We start from the raw sequence: 18,981 nt of genomic DNA on the forward strand, positions 1-18,981 counted from the left end.
GTGACTAGACGCGGAAAGATCGTCTGTACCCTCGGCCCGGCAACCGGCAGCGACGAAATGCTGAAGGCGCTCGTCGAAGCAGGCATGGACGTGGCACGGCTCAACTTCAGCCACGGCGACCACGCCGACCACAAGCTGAACTACGAGCGGGTCCGGCACGCCTCCGATGCCACCGGGCGCGCCGTCGGCATCCTGGCCGACCTGCAGGGCCCCAAGATCAGGTTGGGCCGGTTCGCCACCGGCGCCACCCTGTGGGTGGCCGGCGAGACGGTGCGGATCACCGTCGACGACTTCATGGGCACCCACGACCGCGTGTCCACGACCTACAAGAACCTCGCGATCGACGCCTCCCCGGGTGACCGGCTGCTCATCGACGACGGCAACGTCGGCTGCGTGGTCGAGCACATCGACGGCAACGACGTGGTCTGCACCGTGACCGAGGGCGGTCGGGTCAGCAACAACAAGGGCCTGTCCCTGCCCGGCATGAACGTGTCGGTGCCCGCGATGTCGGAGAAGGACATCGCCGACCTGGAGTTCGCCCTGGAACTCGGCGTCGACCTGGTGGCGCTGTCCTTCGTGCGCTCGCCGTCGGACATCGAACTCGTCCACGAGGTGATGGACCGGGTCGGCCGCCGCGTGCCGGTCATCGCGAAGCTGGAGAAGCCGGAGGCCATCGCCGACCTCGAGGCCGTCGTGCTCGCGTTCGACGCGATCATGGTGGCGCGCGGTGATCTCGGCGTCGAGCTGCCGCTCGAAGAGGTCCCGCTGGTCCAGAAGCGCGCCATCCAGATGGCCCGCGAGAACGCCAAGCCGGTCATCGTCGCGACCCAGATGCTCGAGTCGATGATCGAGCACTCTCGCCCCACCCGGGCCGAGGCCTCCGACGTCGCCAACGCGGTGCTCGACGGCGCCGACGCGGTGATGCTGTCGGGGGAGACGTCGGTGGGCAAGTACCCGCTCGAGGCGGTCCGGACCATGGCGCGGATCGTCAGCGCCGTCGAGGAGAACTCGACGGCCGCCCCGCCGCTCACGCACGTGCCCCGCACCAAGCGCGGCGTCATCTCCTACGCGGCCCGTGACATCGGCGAGCGTCTCGACGCGAAGGCGCTGGTGGCGTTCACCCAGTCCGGTGACACCGTCAAGCGGTTGGCGCGTCTGCACACCCCGCTGCCGCTGCTGGCGTTCACGCCGCTGCCCGAGGTGCGCAGCCAGCTCGCACTGACGTGGGGCACCGAGACGTTCATCGTGCCGCACATGCAGACCACCGACGGCATGATCCGCCAGGTCGACGAGTCACTGCTGTCGCTGGGTCGCTATAAGCGCGGCGACCTGGTGGTCATCGTCGCGGGTGCGCCCCCCGGCACCGTAGGCTCGACCAACCTGATCCACGTGCACCGGATCGGCGAGGACGACCACGCCTGATCGCATCACGACCGGTGCATCGGGACGAACGGACATCGACGAGGAGGTTCGGGTGACCGGCGCTCGGACGGCGGGCAGGCACCCGGACTTCGGTGAACTGATGCGGGTGCTGGACCTGACCCGCGTCGGCGACGACGAGTTCACCGGCGGGCACCCCAGCAAGAACCCGATCCGCACCTTCGGCGGGCAGATGATGGCGCAGGCGTTCGTCGCGGCCAGCCGGACGGTGGGTGCGACGCTGCCGCCCAGCGCGCTGTCGATGCACTTCGTCGCCGGTGGCGACCCGAGTCGCGACCTCGAGTTCACCGTCGTCCGGCTCAGGGACGAACGCCGCTTCGCCAACCGTCGCGTCGACGTCACCCAGGACGGCGTCCTGCTCGGGTGCGCTCTGGTGTCGCACCTGGCCGGCGGTCGCGGCCTCGAGCACGACGTCGACGTACCGGTCGTCGACCCGCCGCACGGACTGCCGACCATCGACGACCTCCTGCGCGGCTACGAGCAGACGGTGCCGCTCTTCGCCGAGGCGTTGCGGCCGATCGAGTGGCGCTACACCAACGACCCGGCGTGGGTGATGCGCGACAAGGGCGACCGCCTCGGCCACAACCGCGTCTGGATGACCGCTCAGGGGGAGATGCCCGACGATCCGGTGCTGCACGCGGCGGCCCTGGTCTACTCGTCGGACACCACGGTGCTGGACTCGATCATCACCACCCACGGGTTGTCGTGGGGGTTCGACCGCATCTTCGCCGTCACGATGAACCACTCGGTGTGGTTCCACCGGCCGATCCGGTTCGACGAATGGGTGCTCTACTCGACGACGTCCCCGGTGGCCGCGGAGTCACGCGGTCTGGGCACGGGGCACTTCTTCGAAGAGTCCGGACGTGTCATCGCCACGGTGGTGCAGGAAGGCATCGTCAAGCACTTCCCGGGCCGCTAGCGCGTCGGCGCCGTCGTCCCGACCTCGTCGTTGACGCGGTCGGTGAGACGCTGGATGCACCCGTCGAGGGCCTGCTCGTCGCTGCCGGCTCGCTGCACGCAATCCAGGTAGTCGGTGCCACCGACCTCCTCGAACAGCCCCACCCAGACCGCGATGAACGCGATGGACACGACGACGGCCAACGCGCCCAACGCGATTCCCGCGATGGCCACCCCTCCGTTGGTGGCCTCGCCACGCTTGGCCCGGTTGCGGGCGACGATGCCGACGATCACGGCGGCAGCACCGAACAGGACGCCGCCGATCACCGACCAGAACGCGAGTAGGCCGACGATCCCGAGTATCAGCGCCGTGATGCCCAGACCGTTGCGCGGTGCCGCCGGCGGTGGTGGGCCGCCATAGCCGTAGCCATAGCCGCCGGGACCATACGGGTAACCGTTGTAGCCCTGTGGCGGCTGCTGAAAGGGCTGCTGGGAGAACGGTTCCTGCGGCGGTTGCTGCCCCTCGGGCCCAGCTGGCGGTGGATACCCGCCCGGATATCCGGTCATGCCTGCCGAGGGTACCCGCCGGAATCGACGCGCACGACGGGACAGCCGACGGCGTCGGGCAGCTGGTGGGTGGCCACGACGACGGTGCGGGCGGCGTCGAACATCGCGCCGGGCGTCAGCATCTCGGTGAGCAGACGCTCGGCGTCGGCGGCGTCGAGGTGTTCGGTGGGCTCGTCGAGCAGGACGACGGGGAAGTCGGACACGAGTGCCCGGGCCAGCAGCAGCCGCCTGCGCTGGCCGGCCGAGACTGCGGCCGTGCCGCCGGTGAGTACGGTGTCGAGACCGTCCGGCAGCCCGCGGCGCCACGCGTCGAGTCCCACGTCGTCGAGCGCGTCGAGCAGTTCGTCGTCGGACGCATCACCCCGGGCGACGAGGAGGTTGTCGCGCACCGTGGTGTCGAAGAGGTGTGCGTCCTCGGGGAAGAATCCGGTGATCGGCGGGCCCTGCCGCTCGGCCATCGCCATCAGCCAGGTGGTCTTGCCGCTGCCGCTCGGCCCGACCACGGCCAGCCGCGAGCCGGGGTCGACGTGCGGCGGGTCCACGGCCGGGCGGGTGCGGCCCCCCTGGCGCGCGGTCAACCCGGTCAACCGGTCGAGCGCGACGCGGGCACGGGTCAACTGCACGCCCGCGCCGGGCAACGCCGTCGTCGCCTCGAACGCCGAGAGGGGCAGGAGCATCAGGATCGCCGCGGTGGTGGGCGACAGCGTCGATGCCAGCGAGACGGCGGCGACGACCGCGCCCAGCACGCTCATCCCGATGGCGAGTGTCGGCATCGCCACGGCCGCCGCCGCCGGGCGCGCGGCCCGGTCGGCCGCCGCGCCCCACGCGCGTTGCCGCCGGGCGGTGTCGGCGATGACGAGGTCGAGACGGCCCGCGACCCGTAGTTCGGCGGCGTGATCGAGCGCGGTCATCGCCGCCGTGTCGCGCTCGGACCGGGCGTCCGCGGCTCCGAACTCCTCGGCGCTCGCCGCCCGCGCCGCCGCCCACGGTGCGACGATCCCCGCGACCACGAGGCCCGCGGCGAGCACGGCACCCGCGAGGGGCGAGATGACCGCGACGGCGACGACTGCGCCCACCGAGAGGACGGCGGCGACGGCGATCGGGAGCACCGCCCGGACCAGGACGTCGGAGAGTTCGTCGACGGATCCGCCGAGGCGCGACACCAGTTCGCCGCCGTGCCAGCGCATCACCGACTCGGTCGGCGCCGCGGTGAGCCGCCGGAACGTCTCGGTGCGGGCCCGACCGGCGGCGCGCAGCGCGGTGTCGTGGGTGGCGAGTCGCTCGCAGTACCCGAGCAGCCCGCGCGAGATCCCCAGCGCCCGCACCGCGACGACGGCGACGCTCAGGTCGAGGATGGGTGGCATCTCCCAGGCACGGGCGACGAGCCACGCCGCGACACCGGCGAGCGCCAGCGCGCTGCCGAGGGACAGCACGCCCAGCGCGATCGCCGCGAGCAGGCGGGGGACCCGTGGTCGCAGGAGCGCGACGGCGCCTGCGACGGTGTCAGTGGACAAGGCTGGCTCCTCCCACCGTGATGACGTGGTCGCCGATGGACCGCACGACGTCGCGGTGCCCGACCACCACGACGGTGGCACCGGTGCGCGCCCGCTCGGCGATGGCCTCGAGGACCCGGTGTTCGAGGTCGTCGTCGAGGTGTGCCGTGGGCTCGTCGAGTAGCAGCAGCCGGGCGTCGGATCCGAGCGCCCGCGCCAGGCCGAGCCGCTGCCGCTGGCCGAGTGACAGCCCGACGCCGTCCCGACCGACCACGGTGTCTAGGCCGTCGGGAAGGCCGGCCAGGACCTCGTCGAATCCGGCTGCGCGGCAGGCCTCGTCGAGCCGTACCACCCGGCCAAACAGCTCGAGGTTCTCGCGTATCGTCCCTGGAATCAGTACGGGCCGCTGCGCCAGCCACGCGATCTGCGCCCACCACCGCGTGGGGTCGAGGCTGGTGACGTCGTGGCCGTCGACGAGCACCCGGCCGGTCGTCGGCGGCACGAGCCCGAGGATGGTCTGCAGCACGGTGCTCTTGCCGGCGCCGTTGGGTCCGGTCAGCACGGTCACGGTGCCGGGTGCGATCGTGGCGGTCAGCCCGTCGGGGGCAGGTCCGTCCCGTCCGTCGACGCCGACGCCGACGAGTTCGATGGTGGCACCCTCCGGGACGACCGTGCCGACTCCCGGTGTGGGCGCATCGATGTCGGAGAGCAGTGCCGTGGCCTGCTCCGACGCGGTCGTGCCGTCCCGGGCGGCGTGGTACTCGACGCCGACGCGGCGCAGCGGCCAGAACACCTCGGGGGCGAGCAGGAGTGCGGTGAGGGCGTTGGCGAGCGGGATCTCGCCGAAGACGAGGCGCAGGCCGACCGACACCGCCACCAGGGCCACGCCGAGCGTCGCCAGGAGTTCGAGCACCAGTGCGGACAGGAACGCGATGCGCAGCGTGGCCATCGCCGAGCGTCGGTGCGCCGCAGCGAGTTCGTCGATCCGCGGGATGGCACCCTCGGCGCGACCGAGCGCGCGCAGCGTCGGGATGCCCGCGACGAGGTCGAGCAGTCGGGCCTGCAGTGTGCCCATGGCCGCCAGCGAGGCGGCCGATCGGTCACGGGTGACCAGCCCGATCAGCACCATGAACAGCGGTATCAGGGGCAGCGCGATCAGCACCACCACTGCCGACCCGAGGTCGTAGCACGCCATCGTCACCACGGCTGTCGGCGTGACGATCCCGGCCAGCACCACCGCAGGCAGGTAGCGGGTGAAATAGGGCCGTAGCCCGTCGATCCCGCGCGTGACGAGCAGCGCCGCGTCGTCGTGGACCCTCGCGAGGTCCCGCGGCGGCAATGAGGTGACGGTGGTCAGGATGCGGGCGTTGGTCTCGGCGATGGCGGCCGTGGCGCCGCGTTGACCCAGCCGCGCCTGGGCCCACTGGGCGACGGCGCGCGCCGACCACAGCGCGGCGAGGACCACCAGCGCAGGTGCCCAGTACGCGAGGTCGCGGGTCGACGAGTCACCGATGATTCCCGCCACGACGTGCGCCAGCACCACGGCGCCGGCGATGGAGGCGCCCGCGATGACCACGCCGCAGCACACCGACGCGACGAGATGGCGTCTGATGGCCCGCGACGCGCCCAGGGGGGTCACGACGTCCGCCGGCTCAGACCGGTCGGGTCGGGGATGCGGTCGGCCGAGATGCGTTGCCGGAACACCCAGTACGTCCAGGCCTGGTATCCGATGACCAGGGGTGTGACGACGAGTGCCATCCACGACATGATCCTCAGCGTGTACGGCGAGGACGACGCGTTGTCCACCGTCAGGCTCCACGCCGGGTCGAGCGTCGACGGGATGACGTCCGGGTAGAGCGAGCCGAACAGGAGGACCACGACCGCAGCGACGACGATCGTCGTGCACGCGAACGTCCAGCCGTCGCCGCCCCTGCTCCACACCAGCATCACCGCCGTCAGCTGCGCCACAACCGCGACGCCGAGGACGAGCCAGGTCCAGTCGCTGCCGTGTGCGAGTTCGGTCCACAGGCCGAAGCAGGCCACGGTGGCGGTGACCGGGGCGGCAAGACGCGCGGCGAACGACGTCGCCTCGTCACGGACCGCTCCGGACGTCTTCAACCGGATGAACACCGCGCCGTGGAACGCGAACAGTCCGGCGGTGGTGAGCCCGCCGAGCACGGTGTAGCCGGTGACGACATCGGTGATGCCGAGCCGGATCTGCGCGTCGGCGTCGACGGGTAGACCCTGCACGATGGCGGCGAACACGACGCCCCAGAGCACCGCGGGGAGCCAGGACCCGACGGCGATCGCGGTGTCGGCCGTCGATCGCCAGCGCGGGTCGTCGATCTTGCCGCGCCACTCGATGGCGCAGACCCGGACGATCATGCCGACGAGGATCGCGAGCAGCAGGAGGTAGAGGCCGGAGAACAGGGTGGCGTACATGGCGGGGAACGCCGCGAACATCGCACCCGCCGCGGTGATCAGCCACACCTCGTTGCCGTCCCAGACGGGGCCGATGGTGTTGAGCACCGCGCGCTGATGGCGCTCCCGATCGTCGCCGGCGTCGCTGCCGAAGAACCGCATCAGCATTCCCACGCCGAAGTCGAATCCCTCGAGCACGAGGAAGCCGAGGAACAGTGCGGCAAGTGCGACGAACCAGTAGTCCTGCAGTTGCATGGTGACGCTCCTCAGTGGACGAACGACTCAGTACGCAAAGGACAGGGGTGCGATCTCGGCGTCACCCGGTGGGGCCGGCGGCGCGGGTTCCGAGTCGTGCTCCAGCGGCCCTTCGACCACGTAGCGGCGTAGCAGCCAGAACCAGATGACCGCGAGGACGGCGTATACGGCGGTGAAGAGCAGCAGAGAGGTGAGCACCAGGCCGACCCCGTGGGTGGAGACGCCCTGCGCGACGGTCAACCGGAGGCCGGGGTCGCCGGTCGGGTTGGGCACCACCACCCACGGCTGGCGGCCCATCTCAGTGAACACCCAGCCTGCGCTGTTGGCCAGGAACGGGGTGGGCAGCGTCAGCAGGGCGAACCGCGAGTACCAGCGCTGGTCCGGGATCCGGCCGCCCCGGGTGAGCCACAGGGTGACGAGGGCGAACAGCGCGGGCACCGCGAGCAGGCCGATCATCGCCCGGAAGGACCAGTAGGTCACGAAGAGGTTGGGCCGGTAGTCGCCGGGACCGAACTCCGCCTCGTACCGCTGCTGGAGGTCGTTGACGCCCTCGAGCGTCACGCCCTCGAACTGCCCCTGGGCCAGGAACGGCAGCACGTAGGGCACCTCGATGACGTGGGTGACGCTGTCGCAGTTGTTGTGGGTGCCGACGGTCAGGACGGAGAAGTCGGGGTCGGTGGCGGTGTGGCACAGCGACTCCGCGGATGCCATCTTCATCGGCTGCTGCTCGAACATCAGCTTGCCCTGCACGTCGCCGGTGTAGGCCAGCGCTCCCGCGGAGACGAGCGCGACCAGGCATCCCAGGATGGCCGCAGGCCGGTACATCGTGCGGGACTCGGTGGTGTCGCGGGCGCGCACCAGCCACCACGCGCACACGGCGGCCACGAAGGTGCCTGCCGTGAGGAAGGCGCCGGCCACCGCATGCGAGAACGCCGACACCGCGGTGTTGTTGGTGAACAGGGCGACGATGCTCGTCAGCTCCGCACGGCCGTTGTCCGGGTTGAGCCGGGCGCCGACCGGGTGCTGCATCCACGAGTTCGCGGCGATGATGAAGAACGCCGAGGCGTTGACGGCGAGAGCGACGATCCAGATGCAGGCGAGGTGGACCAGCCGGTGCAGGCGCGTCCAGCCGAAGATCCAGAGCCCGATGAAGGTGGACTCGAAGAAGAACGCGACCAGTCCCTCCATCGCCAGCGGTGCGCCGAAGACGTCGCCCACGAATCGGGAGTACTCACTCCAGTTCATGCCGAACTGGAACTCCTGGACGATGCCCGTGGCGACGCCGAGGGCGAAGTTGATCAGGAAGAGCTTGCCGAAGAACCGGGTCAGCCGGTACCAGGCGGCGTTGCCCGTGACCACCCACGCGGTCTGCATCACCGCGATGAGCGGGGCCAGACCGATGGTCAGCGGGACGAAGACGAAGTGGTACACGGTCGTGATGCCGAACTGCCACCGGGATACGTCGAGGGCGTCCATGTTCACCTCTTCCGGGCTCCGTTGCCCTATCTACGACAGATCGTAGTAGGTGCGGGGCGCCGGATCCGAAAAGGTGACGGAGGGAACGTCAGGCGGTGGTGGTCCCGCTCGGCGGGGGCGTGACCTCGGGGTTGGAGGTGCTCGCGGCAACGGAACCGTTAGTGGTCTTGCGGATGCCGATGGCGGCGACGATCTCCATCACGCCGAGCGCGATGAGCCAGATGCCGACGACCAGCGCCAGGGTCTCCATCGAGGTGAAGGGCGACGCGAGGACGACGACGCCCGCGACCAGGCTGAGCGCCCCGACGAAGACGTTCCACCAGCGGCCGGGCAGCGTCGGGTCGCTGATCGCCGACACCGTGGTCGCGACGCCGCGGAAGACGAAGCCGACGGCGATCCAGATCGCCAGCAGCAGGACGGCGTCGTAGAGGTGGCGGAACGCCAGTACCGCGAGGATCAGCGACGCGGCGCCGCTGATGAACAGCAGGACCCGACCGCCCGCGGCGACGTGCAGGCTGAACGCGAAGACGACCTGTTCGATGCCCGTGATCAACAGGTAGGCGCCGAAGAAGATGGCCGCCACGGTGATCGAGATGTTCGGCCACGCCACGACCGCGACACCGAGCGCGAGCGCCAGGACGCCCGACACGAGGACCGATTTCCACAGGTGGGGCAACAGACTTGGTGTCCCGGGCAGGACCGGATGCGCCGTCATGTGCGCAGTGTCGCACAGCGTTGCTGGCCGCGCCCGCATTCGTCGGCGGGCACGCCGGTCGTGGCCGATAACGCCGCCGTCGGCGTCGCGGGGTCGTTAATGTCTCGTTACCGGCCATGCGCAGTCGGTGCATGGTCGTTAACCTCCTCCGCTGGAGGGGACCCCAACACGGCCCGACGTAGAAAGATGAGGCAACTCGTGTCACGTGGAAAGATGTGGCGTCTGGCAGCGGTCTTCGCCGCCACCGGCGCTCTGGCCGTTTCCGGCTGTTCGTCCAGCACCGAGAATTCTGCACCATCGACCAGTCCCGCAGCGGCGCCCAACGCCAGCAAGGTCGACGACATCGCCAACACCGTGCCCGAGGACATCAAGTCGTCGGGCAAGCTGATCGTCGGCGTCAACATCCCCTACAAGCCCAACGAGTTCAAGGACGAGTCCGGCAAGATCGTCGGCTTCGACGTCGACCTGATGAACGCGATCGCCGGAACCCTGGGACTCACCCCGGAGTACCGCGAGGCGGACTTCGCCAAGATCATCCCGTCCATCCAGGGCGACAGCTTCAACGTCGGCATGTCCTCGTTCACCGACACCAAGGAACGGGAGCAGACGGTCGACTTTGTCACCTACTTCTCCGCGGGCACTCAGTGGGCGCAAAAGGTCGGGGCGGGTATCAACCCCACCGACGCGTGCGGGAAAAAGGTCGCGGTCCAGGCGACCACCTACCAGGACACAGACGAGCTGCCGGCCAAGAGCAAGGCGTGCACCGACGCGGGTAAGCCTGCTATCGAAATCGTGAAGTTCGATAGTCAGGACGCCGCCACCAACGCGGTCGTGCTCGGCCAGACCGAGGCCATGTCGGCGGACTCGCCGGTGACGTCGAATGCGATCAAGGAAACCAAGGGCAAGCTCGAAGCCGCCGGTGAGATTTTCGATGCTGCCCCGTATGGCTGGCCGGTGAAGAAGGGCTCGCCGCTGGCGCAGTCGCTGCAGAAGGCGCTCGAGCACCTCATCGAGAGCGGTGACTACAAGACCATCGCGACCAACTGGGGCGTCGAGAACGGCATGATCGACAAGCCCGTCATCAACGGCGCGGTCAGCTGACCCACCCGATGATTGCCGACGCCCCGCCGCCACCCAGTGATCCAGCCGCCATCGACGCCGTTCCGCTACGGCATCCGTGGCGGTGGGTGTCGGCGGGCGTCATCGTCGTCCTGGTCGCGCTGTTCCTCTACGGCGCGGCCACCAACCCCGCGTACGGCTGGCAGACCTACGGCGAGTACCTCTTCAACGATCGCATCATGCTGGGGGTGTTCAACACCCTGCAGCTGACCGTCTACTCGATGGTGATCGCCGTCGTCCTCGGCGTGCTGCTCTCGGTCATGCGGCTGTCGAACAACCCGGTCTTCCGCTCGGTGTCGTGGGTGTACCTCTGGATCTTCCGCGGCACCCCCGTGTACGTGCAGCTGGCGTTCTGGGGTCTGGTCCCGGTCATCTACTCCAAGCTCCAAGTCGGCGTTCCGTTCGGGCCGACGTTCTTCACCCTCGACCTGCAATCGCTGTCCATCCCGTTCCTGTTGGCGATGCTGGGTCTGGCGCTCAACGAGTCCGCCTACATGGCCGAGATCATCCGTGCCGGAATCAGTTCGGTGCCCGAGGGGCAGCTCGAGGCGTCGACCGCGCTCGGCATGTCCTGGGGTCTGGCGATGCGCCGGACGGTATTGCCGCAGGCGATGCGAGTCATCATCCCACCCACCGGCAACGAAGTCATCAGCATGCTGAAGACCACGTCGCTCGTCACCGCGGTCCCGTACGCCTTCGACGTGTACAGCATCGCCACCCGCGAGATCGCCGCCCGCATCTTCGACCCGGTGCCGCTGCTCCTGGTCGCGTCGACGTGGTACCTCCTCGTCACGAGCGTCCTCATGGTCGGGCAGTACTTCCTCGAGAAGTACTACGCCCGCGGCTCGTCGCGGAAGCTGACCACCAAACAGCTCGAGGCGCTCGCCAAGGCGCAGATGGGGGAGCCGCACCCGTGACGACCATGGTCAAGGCCGAGCAGGTCTGCAAGAGCTTCGGTGCGCTGCAGGTCCTCAAGGGCGTCACGCTCGAGGTTCAGCGCGGTCAGGTGATGTGCATCGTCGGCCCGTCCGGTTCCGGAAAGTCGACGTTCCTGCGCTGCATCAACCACCTCGAGCAGGTGAACGCCGGTCGCCTCTACGTCGACGGCGACCTCATCGGATATCGCGAACGCGGCGGCAAGCTCCACGAGATCAGCCCGAAGGACGCCGCCAAGCAGCGACGCGAGATCGGCATGGTGTTCCAGCACTTCAACCTGTTCCCGCACCGCACGGCCCTGGAGAACATCGTCGAGGCGCCCATGCAGGTCAAAGGCGTCAAACGCGACGCGGCGGTGAAGAAGGCCCGCGAACTGCTCGACCGGGTGGGGCTGTCGCCCAAGGCCGAGGCCTACCCGGCGCAGCTGTCCGGCGGTCAGCAGCAGCGCGTGGCGATCGCCCGGGCCCTCGCCATGGAGCCGAAGCTGATGCTGTTCGACGAGCCGACCTCGGCGCTCGATCCCGAACTGGTCGGCGAGGTGCTCGCGGTCATGAAGCAGCTTGCGGGCGAGGGCATGACGATGCTCGTCGTCACCCACGAGATGGGGTTCGCGCGGGAGGTCGCCGACGAACTGGTCTTCATGGACGGTGGTGTCATCGTCGAGAGCGGCAACCCCCGCGAGGTCCTGAGCAACCCGAAACACGAACGGACGCAGGCCTTCCTGTCGAAGGTGATGTAGGCGGCGACGGTGCAGCAGGACCCGGCCACGCCGCTGTGGCGGGCAGCGCAGGGGTTCCGCCTGCTGAGCTGCGTCTACGCCCTGTACTTCCAGGTCGCGGTCAACGACGACCTGGACCGGCGGGTCGCGGGCTGGGTGCTGTTCGCGGCGTTGATCTCGTGGAGCGCGGCCTGCGCGGTGGCCTACCTTCGCGGGTTCGGCCGACGGCCGGCGTGGGTGGGTGCCGAACTCGCCGTCGTGGTCGCGCTGGTCCTGTCGACCGAGTTCGTGGCCTCCGACCAGTGGGTCGCGGACAACCAGTCGTGGCCGACGACGCTGTGGGCCACCAATGCGACGATCTCGGCCGCGATCCTGCTCGGTCCCCTCTCCGGGATGGCGGCAGGGGTCGTGGTGGTGGTGGCCAACGCCGTCCTGAAGGGCTACGTGAGCGTCAACCTCGGCCGCAACGCGACGGCCGTCATCGAACTCGCCGTGGGCCTGGCGGTCGGGATGGCCGCGCTGACGGCACGGCGGGCACACGCCGAACTGGAGCAGGCGGTCCGGCTCGCCGCGGCGGTCGAGGAGCGTGAGCGTCTCTCGCGCGAGGTGCACGACGGCGCGATCCAGGTGCTCGCCCTCGTCGCGCGGCGGGGACGTGAGATCGGCGGCGCCACCGCCGAACTCGCCGAGTTGGCGGGAGAGCAGGAGCGCGCGCTGCGGCGTTTGGTGAGCGCGGGTTCGGGTCCGGCGCCGACGGGGGATGCGTCGGTGGACGTCGCGGGCCTCCTCCGGTCGCACGAGTCGGACCGCGTGTTCCTGAGCCTGCCCGCGACGCCGGTGCCGCTGGACGCCGCCGTGGCATCCGAGCTGAACGCCGCGGTCGCCAACGCACTCGACAACGTCGTCGCGCACGCGGGTGCCGATGCCCGCGCCTTCGTCCTGCTCGAGGACCTCGAGGACGCCGTCGTCGTGAGCGTGCGCGACGACGGGGTGGGCATCGCCGACGGCAGGCTGAACCAGGCGGTCGACGAGGGCAGGATGGGCATCGCCAAGTCGATCGTCGGCAGACTGGACTGGATGGGTGGCACCGCGCGGCTCGTCACCGCGCCGGGCGAGGGCACCGAGTGGGAACTGACGGTTCCCCGGAAGGCAGGGTCCGATGGCGGGCGAGGCTGAGCGCACGTGCACGGTCATGGTCGTCGACGACCACCCGATCTGGCGCGATGCGGTCGCCCGGGATCTCGAGGACCAGGGCTTCGACGTCGTCGCCACGGCCGACGGCGTGGAGTCGGCCCGCCGCCGCGCCGGGGTCGTCAAGCCGGACGTCGTCGTGATGGACATGAGGTTGGGCGACGGGACCGGCACGCAGGCAACGGAGGCCGTCCTCGAGGTGTCCTCGGGTACGCGCGTGCTCGTGCTGTCGGCGTCCGACGAGCGGGACGACGTACTGGAGGCCGTCAAGGCGGGCGCCACGGGCTATCTGGTCAAGAGCGCCTCCAAAGTCGAACTCGCACAGGCGGTCCGGGCTACGGCCGAGGGGCGGGCGGTCTTCACCCCCGGGCTCGCCGGGCTGGTGCTGGGGGAGTACCGCCGCATCGCGCGCACGCCGGATGCCGGCCCGTCGACGCCGAGCCTCACCGACCGCGAGACCGAGGTGCTGAGGTTCGTCGCCAAGGGTCTGACCGCACGGCAGATCGCGGAGCGACTGTCGCTGAGCCACCGGACCGTCGAGAACCACGTCCAGGCGACGTTCCGCAAGCTGCAGGTGGCCAACCGGGTCGAACTCGCCCGCTACGCCATCGAGCACGGTCTGGACGACTGACCCGGCCCGTCGGGTAGTAATACTCATCCTCACCGGCGGCGCGGGATGCCAGCATGGCGTCATGACCGAACCCGAACAGGCCGTCATCGGGCGGTTGTCCGCCGACTTCGCCGTCATGGCGAGCTACATGGCGCGGGCATCGTCGGATCTCCGCGAGTTGTCTCGCATCGTCGTCGAACGACCAGTGGCGCCCGCGGCCGCCTGGTCGGCCGCGGCCCCGCCCGTCGGGCGGCCGCAGCCGGCGGCCGCACCCATGCCCGCACCGCACCCGGGACCGGCCGGCCCGCAGTGGGCACAGCCGACGGCTCCGCCCATGCCCCGCGCACCGATGCCCCCTGCACCGATGCCTCCGCCGCCGCCCGCGCCGCGGGTGCCCGCACCGCCCAAGGTGCGGTCGGAGGGCTGGATCGGCAAGGCACTCGCCGTAGCTGGCGTCGCGGTGACCCTGATCGGCGTCGCCCTGCTCCTGGTGCTGGCCGCGCAGGCCGGGATCCTCGCACCCGGGGTCCGGGTGGCGGCGGGTGCGGTGCTCGCCGCGGTACTCGCCGGCGCCGGGTGGGCGCTGAACCGCAGGGCCGGGGGTCGGGTGGGGGCCATCGCGCTCGCCGCGACGGGCATCGCCGCCGCCTACATCGACGTCTTCGCGGTCACCAGCATCTACGAGTGGGTGCCGGCCGCGGCCGGGCTGGCCATCGCCTCCGTGGTCGCTGGTGGTGGTCTGACGCTGGCCCGCCGGTGGGACTCCGAGCAGCTGGGACTGCTCGTCCTGGTGCCGCTGATCGGGCTGGCCCCGGCGATGGCCGACGGCATCACCCTGTTGGTCATCGGGTTCATGCTGGTGCTGGCGGCTGCGTCGCTGCCGGTGCAACTCGGCAGGGACTGGATCGGCATGCACGCCGCCCGGATCGCCGCGCCCACGCTTCCCCTGCTGGTCGCGCTGGTGGCGGTCGACCCGGCACCGGGACGGGCACCGTGGATCGCCGGCGCGTGTGCGCTGGCGGCGGTGTTGGCGTTCGTCGGGGCCCTGCTGCTCCTGCCGAGCAGCAGCCATCCCACCCGGGTGGCATTGCTCGCGGCCGCGGGTTCGCTGCCCGTGCTCGGACTGGCGACCACGGCCGGACGGGCGACGTCCGCGATCCTGGCCGGTGCCTTGGCGGCCGTGGTCCTCGGTCTGGTGCTGCTCGGCGACGGCCTGCCGGGTGTGACCGAGCCGGTACGCCGGGTGTGGTCGGCGCTGTCGGCCGTCGCGGCGCTCGTCGCGGTGGCCGTCGCGTTCGACGGCCCGATCGCCGCGCCGGTGCTGTTCGGCATGGCGTGCGTACTGGCCGTCGCAGGCCGGACGAGCGTGGCGGCACGGCTCTCGGCCACCGCGTTCGCCGCCGTCGGGGCGCTCTACTACCTCGACGTGGCTCCTCTCGCGGCGCTGTTCACCCCGACCGAACTCGGCACGGCACCGGCCGTCTCGACGTTGATCAGCAGTGTGCTCGCCGCGACGTGTGCGGCGCTGATCGCGTGGTCGTGGGTGACCCGCGGTGGTCTCGACGCCGACGTCACGCGGCTGCTGTGGGCGGCGTCGGGCATCGGTGCCCTCTACGCCGTCACGACGTTCACGGTCACGGCCGGCGTGCTCGTCGCCGGCGGCGACGAGGGCTTCTTCGCCGGTCACGTCGCCGCGACCATCGTCTGGATCGGGGTGGCGGCCGCGCTGCTGCGGCACGCCGTCCGACTGCCCCGCGCGGAGCGTTCGCTGTCCGTGGGCGGCGGGATGGCGCTGGTGGTGGCCGCGGTGTCGAAGCTGTTCGTCTTCGACCTCGGCACGCTCGACGGCATCTTCCGCGTCATCGTCTTCATCGTGGTGGGACTGGTGCTGCTCGCGATGGGCGCCGGGTACGCGCGGCTGCTGGCGCAGCAGGACCAGGAAGTGTGAGGGCGTTCACTCGCCACACCGCCATGAGGCGGACCCGCCGCGGCGTTGCTCCTGGTGACGAAGGGAGTGACACCATGACCACCATCGAAACCAACCGCCGCCAGGAGTCCGACGTGAGCGGAGTGCAGGCCTCGCCCGCACTCACCGCGAGCCTGCAGCGCGTGCTCGTCGACCTGATCGAACTGCACCTGCAGGGCAAGCAGGCGCACTGGAACGTGGTCGGCACCAACTTCCGCGACCTGCACCTGCAACTCGACGAGCTGGTGGACGTCGCCCGGACGGGCAGCGACACCGTCGCCGAACGTCTGCGGGCACTGGACGCCGTACCGGACGGCCGCTCGGACACCGTGGCCGCCGCGACGTCGCTGCCGCGATTCCCGGCCTACGAGATCAACACGACCGAAGCCGTCGACCTGATCACCACTCGGGTGTACGCGACGGTCGACACCATGCGCGACGTCCACGACGGCGTCGACGCCGAGGATCCGACGACGGCCGACATCCTGCACCAGCTGATCGACGGCCTGGAGAAGCTGGCCTGGCTGATCAAGTCGGAGAACCGCAAGGTCTAAGCGGCGGGGCCCGTCAGGTACCAGGTGTGCATGACGCCCTTGCCCTTCACGTCGATGTCGCCCCGCTCCTCGAACGTGAACTGCGACCGGAGCCTCGCGTACACGTCCTGGGGCACCTGGATGCGCCCCTCGACGTCGGTGGACTCCATCCGGGAGGCGACGTTGACCGCGTCTCCCCAGACGTCGTAGAAGAACTTCCGGGCGCCGACCACGCCGGCCACCACCGGCCCGGCGGCCAGACCGATCCGCAGGGGAACCTCTCGCCCCTGCGGATCGGTCAGTCCGGCCACCGCCTCGGCCATGTCCAGTGCCAGCCTGGCCAGCGCGGCGAGGTGGTCCGGGCGGGCCTCCGGAACGCCGCTCACCACCATGTACGAATCCCCACTGGTCTTCACCTTCTCGAGGCCGTGGCGGTCGACCAGGGCGTCGAGATCGGTGTACAACGCGTCGAGGAAGGTGACGAGGTCGGTGGGCGACGTGTCACTGGCCCGCTTCGTATATCCGGCGATGTCGGCGAAGAGGATCGACGCGTCGTCGTACCGGTCGGCGATCACGGTGTGCGCGGGATCCTTCAGCCGCTCCGCGATCGACACCGGCAAGATGTTGGCCAGGAGCGACTCGGATCGCTGGTACTCCATCTCCATGGCGTCCTCGGCCCGGGCGATCTCCCGCAGCGCGAACCACACCGTGGCCACGACCAGCACCCACGCGGCAGCGGTGTTGACGATGAAGCCGAGCCGGAACGCCCAATCGGGCTGAGAACCCGTGTCGTGCGGCACGTTCAGTTCGAGCAGCACCACGGTCACGGCGCCGAGGACTGCGAAGCCCGACGCCAGTGCGATGTGCTCGATCCCCAGGATCAGCACCACGATGGTCGCGGCCACCACGTAGTAGAACTGCAGGCCGATCCCGCTGCCGACGTAGACCGCCGACACCGTGATCGACGCGTACGCCACCGCCACGAACACCACCGGCGGCACCAGCTCGCCGAACCGGTCCAGCTTCGGCACCACCAGGAACACCGCGGCCGTCGCGACGTTGATCAGCGACAACCACCGCGCATCCGGGACCACGAAGAACTGCTGCACGCCGAAGAAGACGCTGACCACGGCGGCGATCCGGGTCGTCACCCGCAGGACCCGCATCTGCCGGGTCGACGACTCCGCGCGGTGCCCGGCGCAGCCCGCCTCGGTCAGCTCGAGTGCCGGCGACCGTACGCACGCCGTCCACGGACGTGCATGCGCCACGTCCTCGGGCCATGATCGATCGTCCGTGATCGCCACGGGCTGAGCGTAACTTCGCGCGAACCCGCTGGTCCGGGAATGCGACGACCACTCCGTCGGACTGCCGCCGGCTGCATGTTCGCGCGGTCCCGGCGACCAGCCTCGGGCCGGGACGAGGTTGGTCGCCGGGCTGGCGAATGTCGTTGCCGTGATGGGGCTTTGACTCACTACGCGCGGCCCACGGGAGCGCCCGCCGCCGCGCAGGCCCGCCTGGGCTATGTTGCCGGAGGGCGCAGCGCCGATGGCGGCGGTGTCACCCCAACCGATGGGAGCGGACATGAACGCGACGGATGGCGCAGCAGACGGTGGGGCCGGGGGAGCCGGTGGTGCCGGGGGAAGCGGCGGACGGGGTGGCCTCTTCCGCGGCCGCAGCGGAAAGGGTGGCGCCGGCGGCGACGGTGGCAAGGGCGGTGCGGCGGGAGCCGATGGCACGCCCGGCGCCGACGGGGAACGTGGCGCAGACGGCGCTGATGGCGGTGAATCCCGCTAGCAGTCGTCAGTGGTGCCCCCGGTGAGATTCGAACTCACACTGGACGGGTTTTGAATCCGTTTCCTCTGCCAGTTGGGATACGGGGGCCAACGCCTGAGCGCGGTTTCCCACCTTAGAGGATCGCCGTCGTCGCTCGTCACGGCCCCGAGGTCGCTGAACTGCGCTCCTCACGCCACAATGTGCGGATGACCGCTTCTACGCCGGACGCCGCTGCGGCGCGTCGTGTCCTCATCGCCGAGGACGAGGCCCTCATCCGCCTCGACCTGGCCGAGATGCTGCGTGAGGAGGGGTACGACGTCGTCGGCCAAGCCGGAGACGGCCAGGAGGCCGTCGAACTGGCGGAGAGCCTCCGGCCCGACCTCGTCATCATGGACGTCAAGATGCCGCGGCGCGACGGCATCGACGCCGCGGCCGAGATCGCCGAGAAGCGCATCGCGCCGATCGTCGTCCTGACCGCGTTCTCCCAACGCGAGCTGGTCGAGCGCGCCCGGGACGCGGGCGCCATGGCATACCTGGTGAAGCCGTTCTCCATCACCGACCTGATCCCCGCGATCGAGTTGGCCGTCAGCCGCTTCGGTGAGATCGCCGCGCTGGAGCTGGAAGTCGCCACGCTGTCGGATCGGCTCGAGACGCGCAAGCTCGTCGAGCGGGCCAAGGGTTTGCTGCAGGAGAAGCAGGCGATGTCCGAACCCGAAGCGTTCAAATGGATTCAGCGCGCGGCGATGGACCGCCGGACCACGATGCGCCGCGTCGCCGAGGTGGTCCTCGAGACCCTCGACGCCCCCGGCGACGAGTAACGACTGCGTTTCCTCCGTCGCCGTTCGCGCCGTCGAATCGGTCGTTGGACGGC

18 protein-coding genes and 1 tRNA gene are annotated in these 18,981 nt (G+C 70.1%); 11 read left to right on the top strand and 8 right to left on the bottom strand.

Annotation, left to right across the window (positions count from 1 at the left end; genetic code table 11):
* On the top strand, positions 1–1,422 hold the full coding sequence (gene pyk, locus G6N64_RS19405; protein ID WP_163798891.1) for a pyruvate kinase: 1,422 nt from the start codon (positions 1–3) through the stop codon (positions 1,420–1,422).
* Positions 1,423–1,522: 100 nt separating this feature from the next.
* Complete coding sequence (locus tag G6N64_RS19410) at positions 1,523–2,359, top strand: acyl-CoA thioesterase (RefSeq protein WP_163801943.1); 837 nt, start codon at positions 1,523–1,525, stop codon at positions 2,357–2,359.
* Here G6N64_RS19410 and G6N64_RS19415 read toward each other — a convergent pair.
* From G6N64_RS19415 to G6N64_RS19440, 6 genes are all read right to left on the bottom strand, one after another.
* Complete coding sequence (locus tag G6N64_RS19415) at positions 2,356–2,904, bottom strand: DUF4190 domain-containing protein (RefSeq protein WP_163798893.1); 549 nt, start codon at positions 2,902–2,904, stop codon at positions 2,356–2,358. The genes G6N64_RS19410 and G6N64_RS19415 overlap by 4 nt on opposite strands.
* Positions 2,901–4,418, bottom strand: a complete 1,518-nt coding sequence (locus tag G6N64_RS19420; RefSeq protein ID WP_163798895.1) for an ATP-binding cassette domain-containing protein — start codon at positions 4,416–4,418, stop codon at positions 2,901–2,903. The genes G6N64_RS19415 and G6N64_RS19420 overlap by 4 nt, the downstream gene beginning before the upstream one ends.
* Entirely contained in the window at positions 4,408–6,009 is a 1,602-nt protein-coding gene (cydD, locus tag G6N64_RS19425) for a thiol reductant ABC exporter subunit CydD (protein ID WP_163801944.1), read from the bottom strand. Before cydD ends, G6N64_RS19420 begins: the two co-directional genes overlap by 11 nt.
* 23 nt (positions 6,010–6,032) lie before the next feature.
* Positions 6,033–7,073 carry a cytochrome d ubiquinol oxidase subunit II gene (gene cydB / locus G6N64_RS19430; RefSeq protein WP_163798897.1) on the bottom strand — a complete coding sequence of 347 codons (1,041 nt, stop codon included), beginning with the start codon at positions 7,071–7,073 and terminating at the stop codon, positions 6,033–6,035.
* Between the two features lie 27 nt (positions 7,074–7,100).
* Entirely contained in the window at positions 7,101–8,549 is a 1,449-nt protein-coding gene (locus G6N64_RS19435) for a cytochrome ubiquinol oxidase subunit I (RefSeq protein WP_163798899.1), read from the bottom strand.
* A gap of 88 nt (positions 8,550–8,637) precedes the next feature.
* Positions 8,638–9,282, bottom strand: coding sequence for an HdeD family acid-resistance protein (locus tag G6N64_RS19440; protein WP_246231282.1), 645 nt, complete (start codon positions 9,280–9,282; stop codon positions 8,638–8,640).
* Between the two features lie 168 nt (positions 9,283–9,450).
* On the opposite strand from G6N64_RS19440, the gene G6N64_RS19445 reads away from it, so the two are divergent.
* The 7 genes from G6N64_RS19445 to G6N64_RS19475 all read left to right on the top strand — a co-directional run bounded on the left by G6N64_RS19445 (position 9,451) and on the right by G6N64_RS19475 (position 16,358).
* Entirely contained in the window at positions 9,451–10,365 is a 915-nt protein-coding gene (locus G6N64_RS19445) for an ABC transporter substrate-binding protein (protein ID WP_264002280.1), read from the top strand.
* 8 nt (positions 10,366–10,373) lie between these two features.
* Entirely contained in the window at positions 10,374–11,300 is a 927-nt protein-coding gene (locus G6N64_RS19450; protein WP_163798903.1) for an amino acid ABC transporter permease, read from the top strand.
* A gap of 5 nt (positions 11,301–11,305) precedes the next feature.
* The gene (locus G6N64_RS19455; RefSeq protein WP_163801946.1) at positions 11,306–12,058 is read left to right on the top strand and encodes an amino acid ABC transporter ATP-binding protein; all 753 of its coding nucleotides are present in this window, start codon (positions 11,306–11,308) and stop codon (positions 12,056–12,058) included.
* Positions 12,059–12,067: 9 nt separating this feature from the next.
* On the top strand, positions 12,068–13,213 hold the full coding sequence (gene macS, locus G6N64_RS19460) for a MacS family sensor histidine kinase (protein WP_246230713.1): 1,146 nt from the start codon (positions 12,068–12,070) through the stop codon (positions 13,211–13,213).
* Positions 13,197–13,859 carry a response regulator gene (locus tag G6N64_RS19465; RefSeq protein WP_163798905.1) on the top strand — a complete coding sequence of 221 codons (663 nt, stop codon included), beginning with the start codon at positions 13,197–13,199 and terminating at the stop codon, positions 13,857–13,859. Before macS ends, G6N64_RS19465 begins: the two co-directional genes overlap by 17 nt.
* A 61-nt stretch (positions 13,860–13,920) precedes the next feature.
* Complete coding sequence (locus tag G6N64_RS19470) at positions 13,921–15,786, top strand: DUF2339 domain-containing protein (RefSeq protein WP_163798908.1); 1,866 nt, start codon at positions 13,921–13,923, stop codon at positions 15,784–15,786.
* A gap of 83 nt (positions 15,787–15,869) precedes the next feature.
* Positions 15,870–16,358: a Dps family protein gene (locus tag G6N64_RS19475; protein ID WP_163801948.1), complete on the top strand. Its 489-nt coding sequence runs from the start codon at positions 15,870–15,872 to the stop codon at positions 16,356–16,358.
* On the opposite strand, the gene G6N64_RS19480 is transcribed toward G6N64_RS19475, so the two are convergent.
* On the bottom strand, positions 16,355–17,641 hold the full coding sequence (locus G6N64_RS19480; RefSeq protein ID WP_409370732.1) for an adenylate/guanylate cyclase domain-containing protein: 1,287 nt from the start codon (positions 17,639–17,641) through the stop codon (positions 16,355–16,357). The two genes, G6N64_RS19475 and G6N64_RS19480, sit on opposite strands and share 4 nt — an antisense overlap.
* 277 nt (positions 17,642–17,918) lie before the next feature.
* Between G6N64_RS19480 and G6N64_RS30060 the strand changes: the two genes are divergently transcribed.
* The gene (locus G6N64_RS30060; protein WP_197748286.1) at positions 17,919–18,131 is read left to right on the top strand and encodes a hypothetical protein; all 213 of its coding nucleotides are present in this window, start codon (positions 17,919–17,921) and stop codon (positions 18,129–18,131) included.
* A gap of 10 nt (positions 18,132–18,141) precedes the next feature.
* Here G6N64_RS30060 and G6N64_RS19490 read toward each other — a convergent pair.
* Positions 18,142–18,218, bottom strand: a tRNA-Leu gene (locus G6N64_RS19490).
* 98 nt (positions 18,219–18,316) lie between these two features.
* Here G6N64_RS19490 and G6N64_RS19495 point away from each other — a divergent pair.
* Positions 18,317–18,928, top strand: a complete 612-nt coding sequence (locus G6N64_RS19495) for a two-component system response regulator PdtaR (protein WP_163798910.1) — start codon at positions 18,317–18,319, stop codon at positions 18,926–18,928.
* The last annotated feature ends 53 nt before the right edge of the window (positions 18,929–18,981 follow it).

It is taken from the genome of Mycolicibacterium sediminis, assembly GCF_010731735.1.
Taxonomy (GTDB): Bacteria; Actinomycetota; Actinomycetes; order Mycobacteriales; family Mycobacteriaceae; genus Mycobacterium; species Mycobacterium sediminis.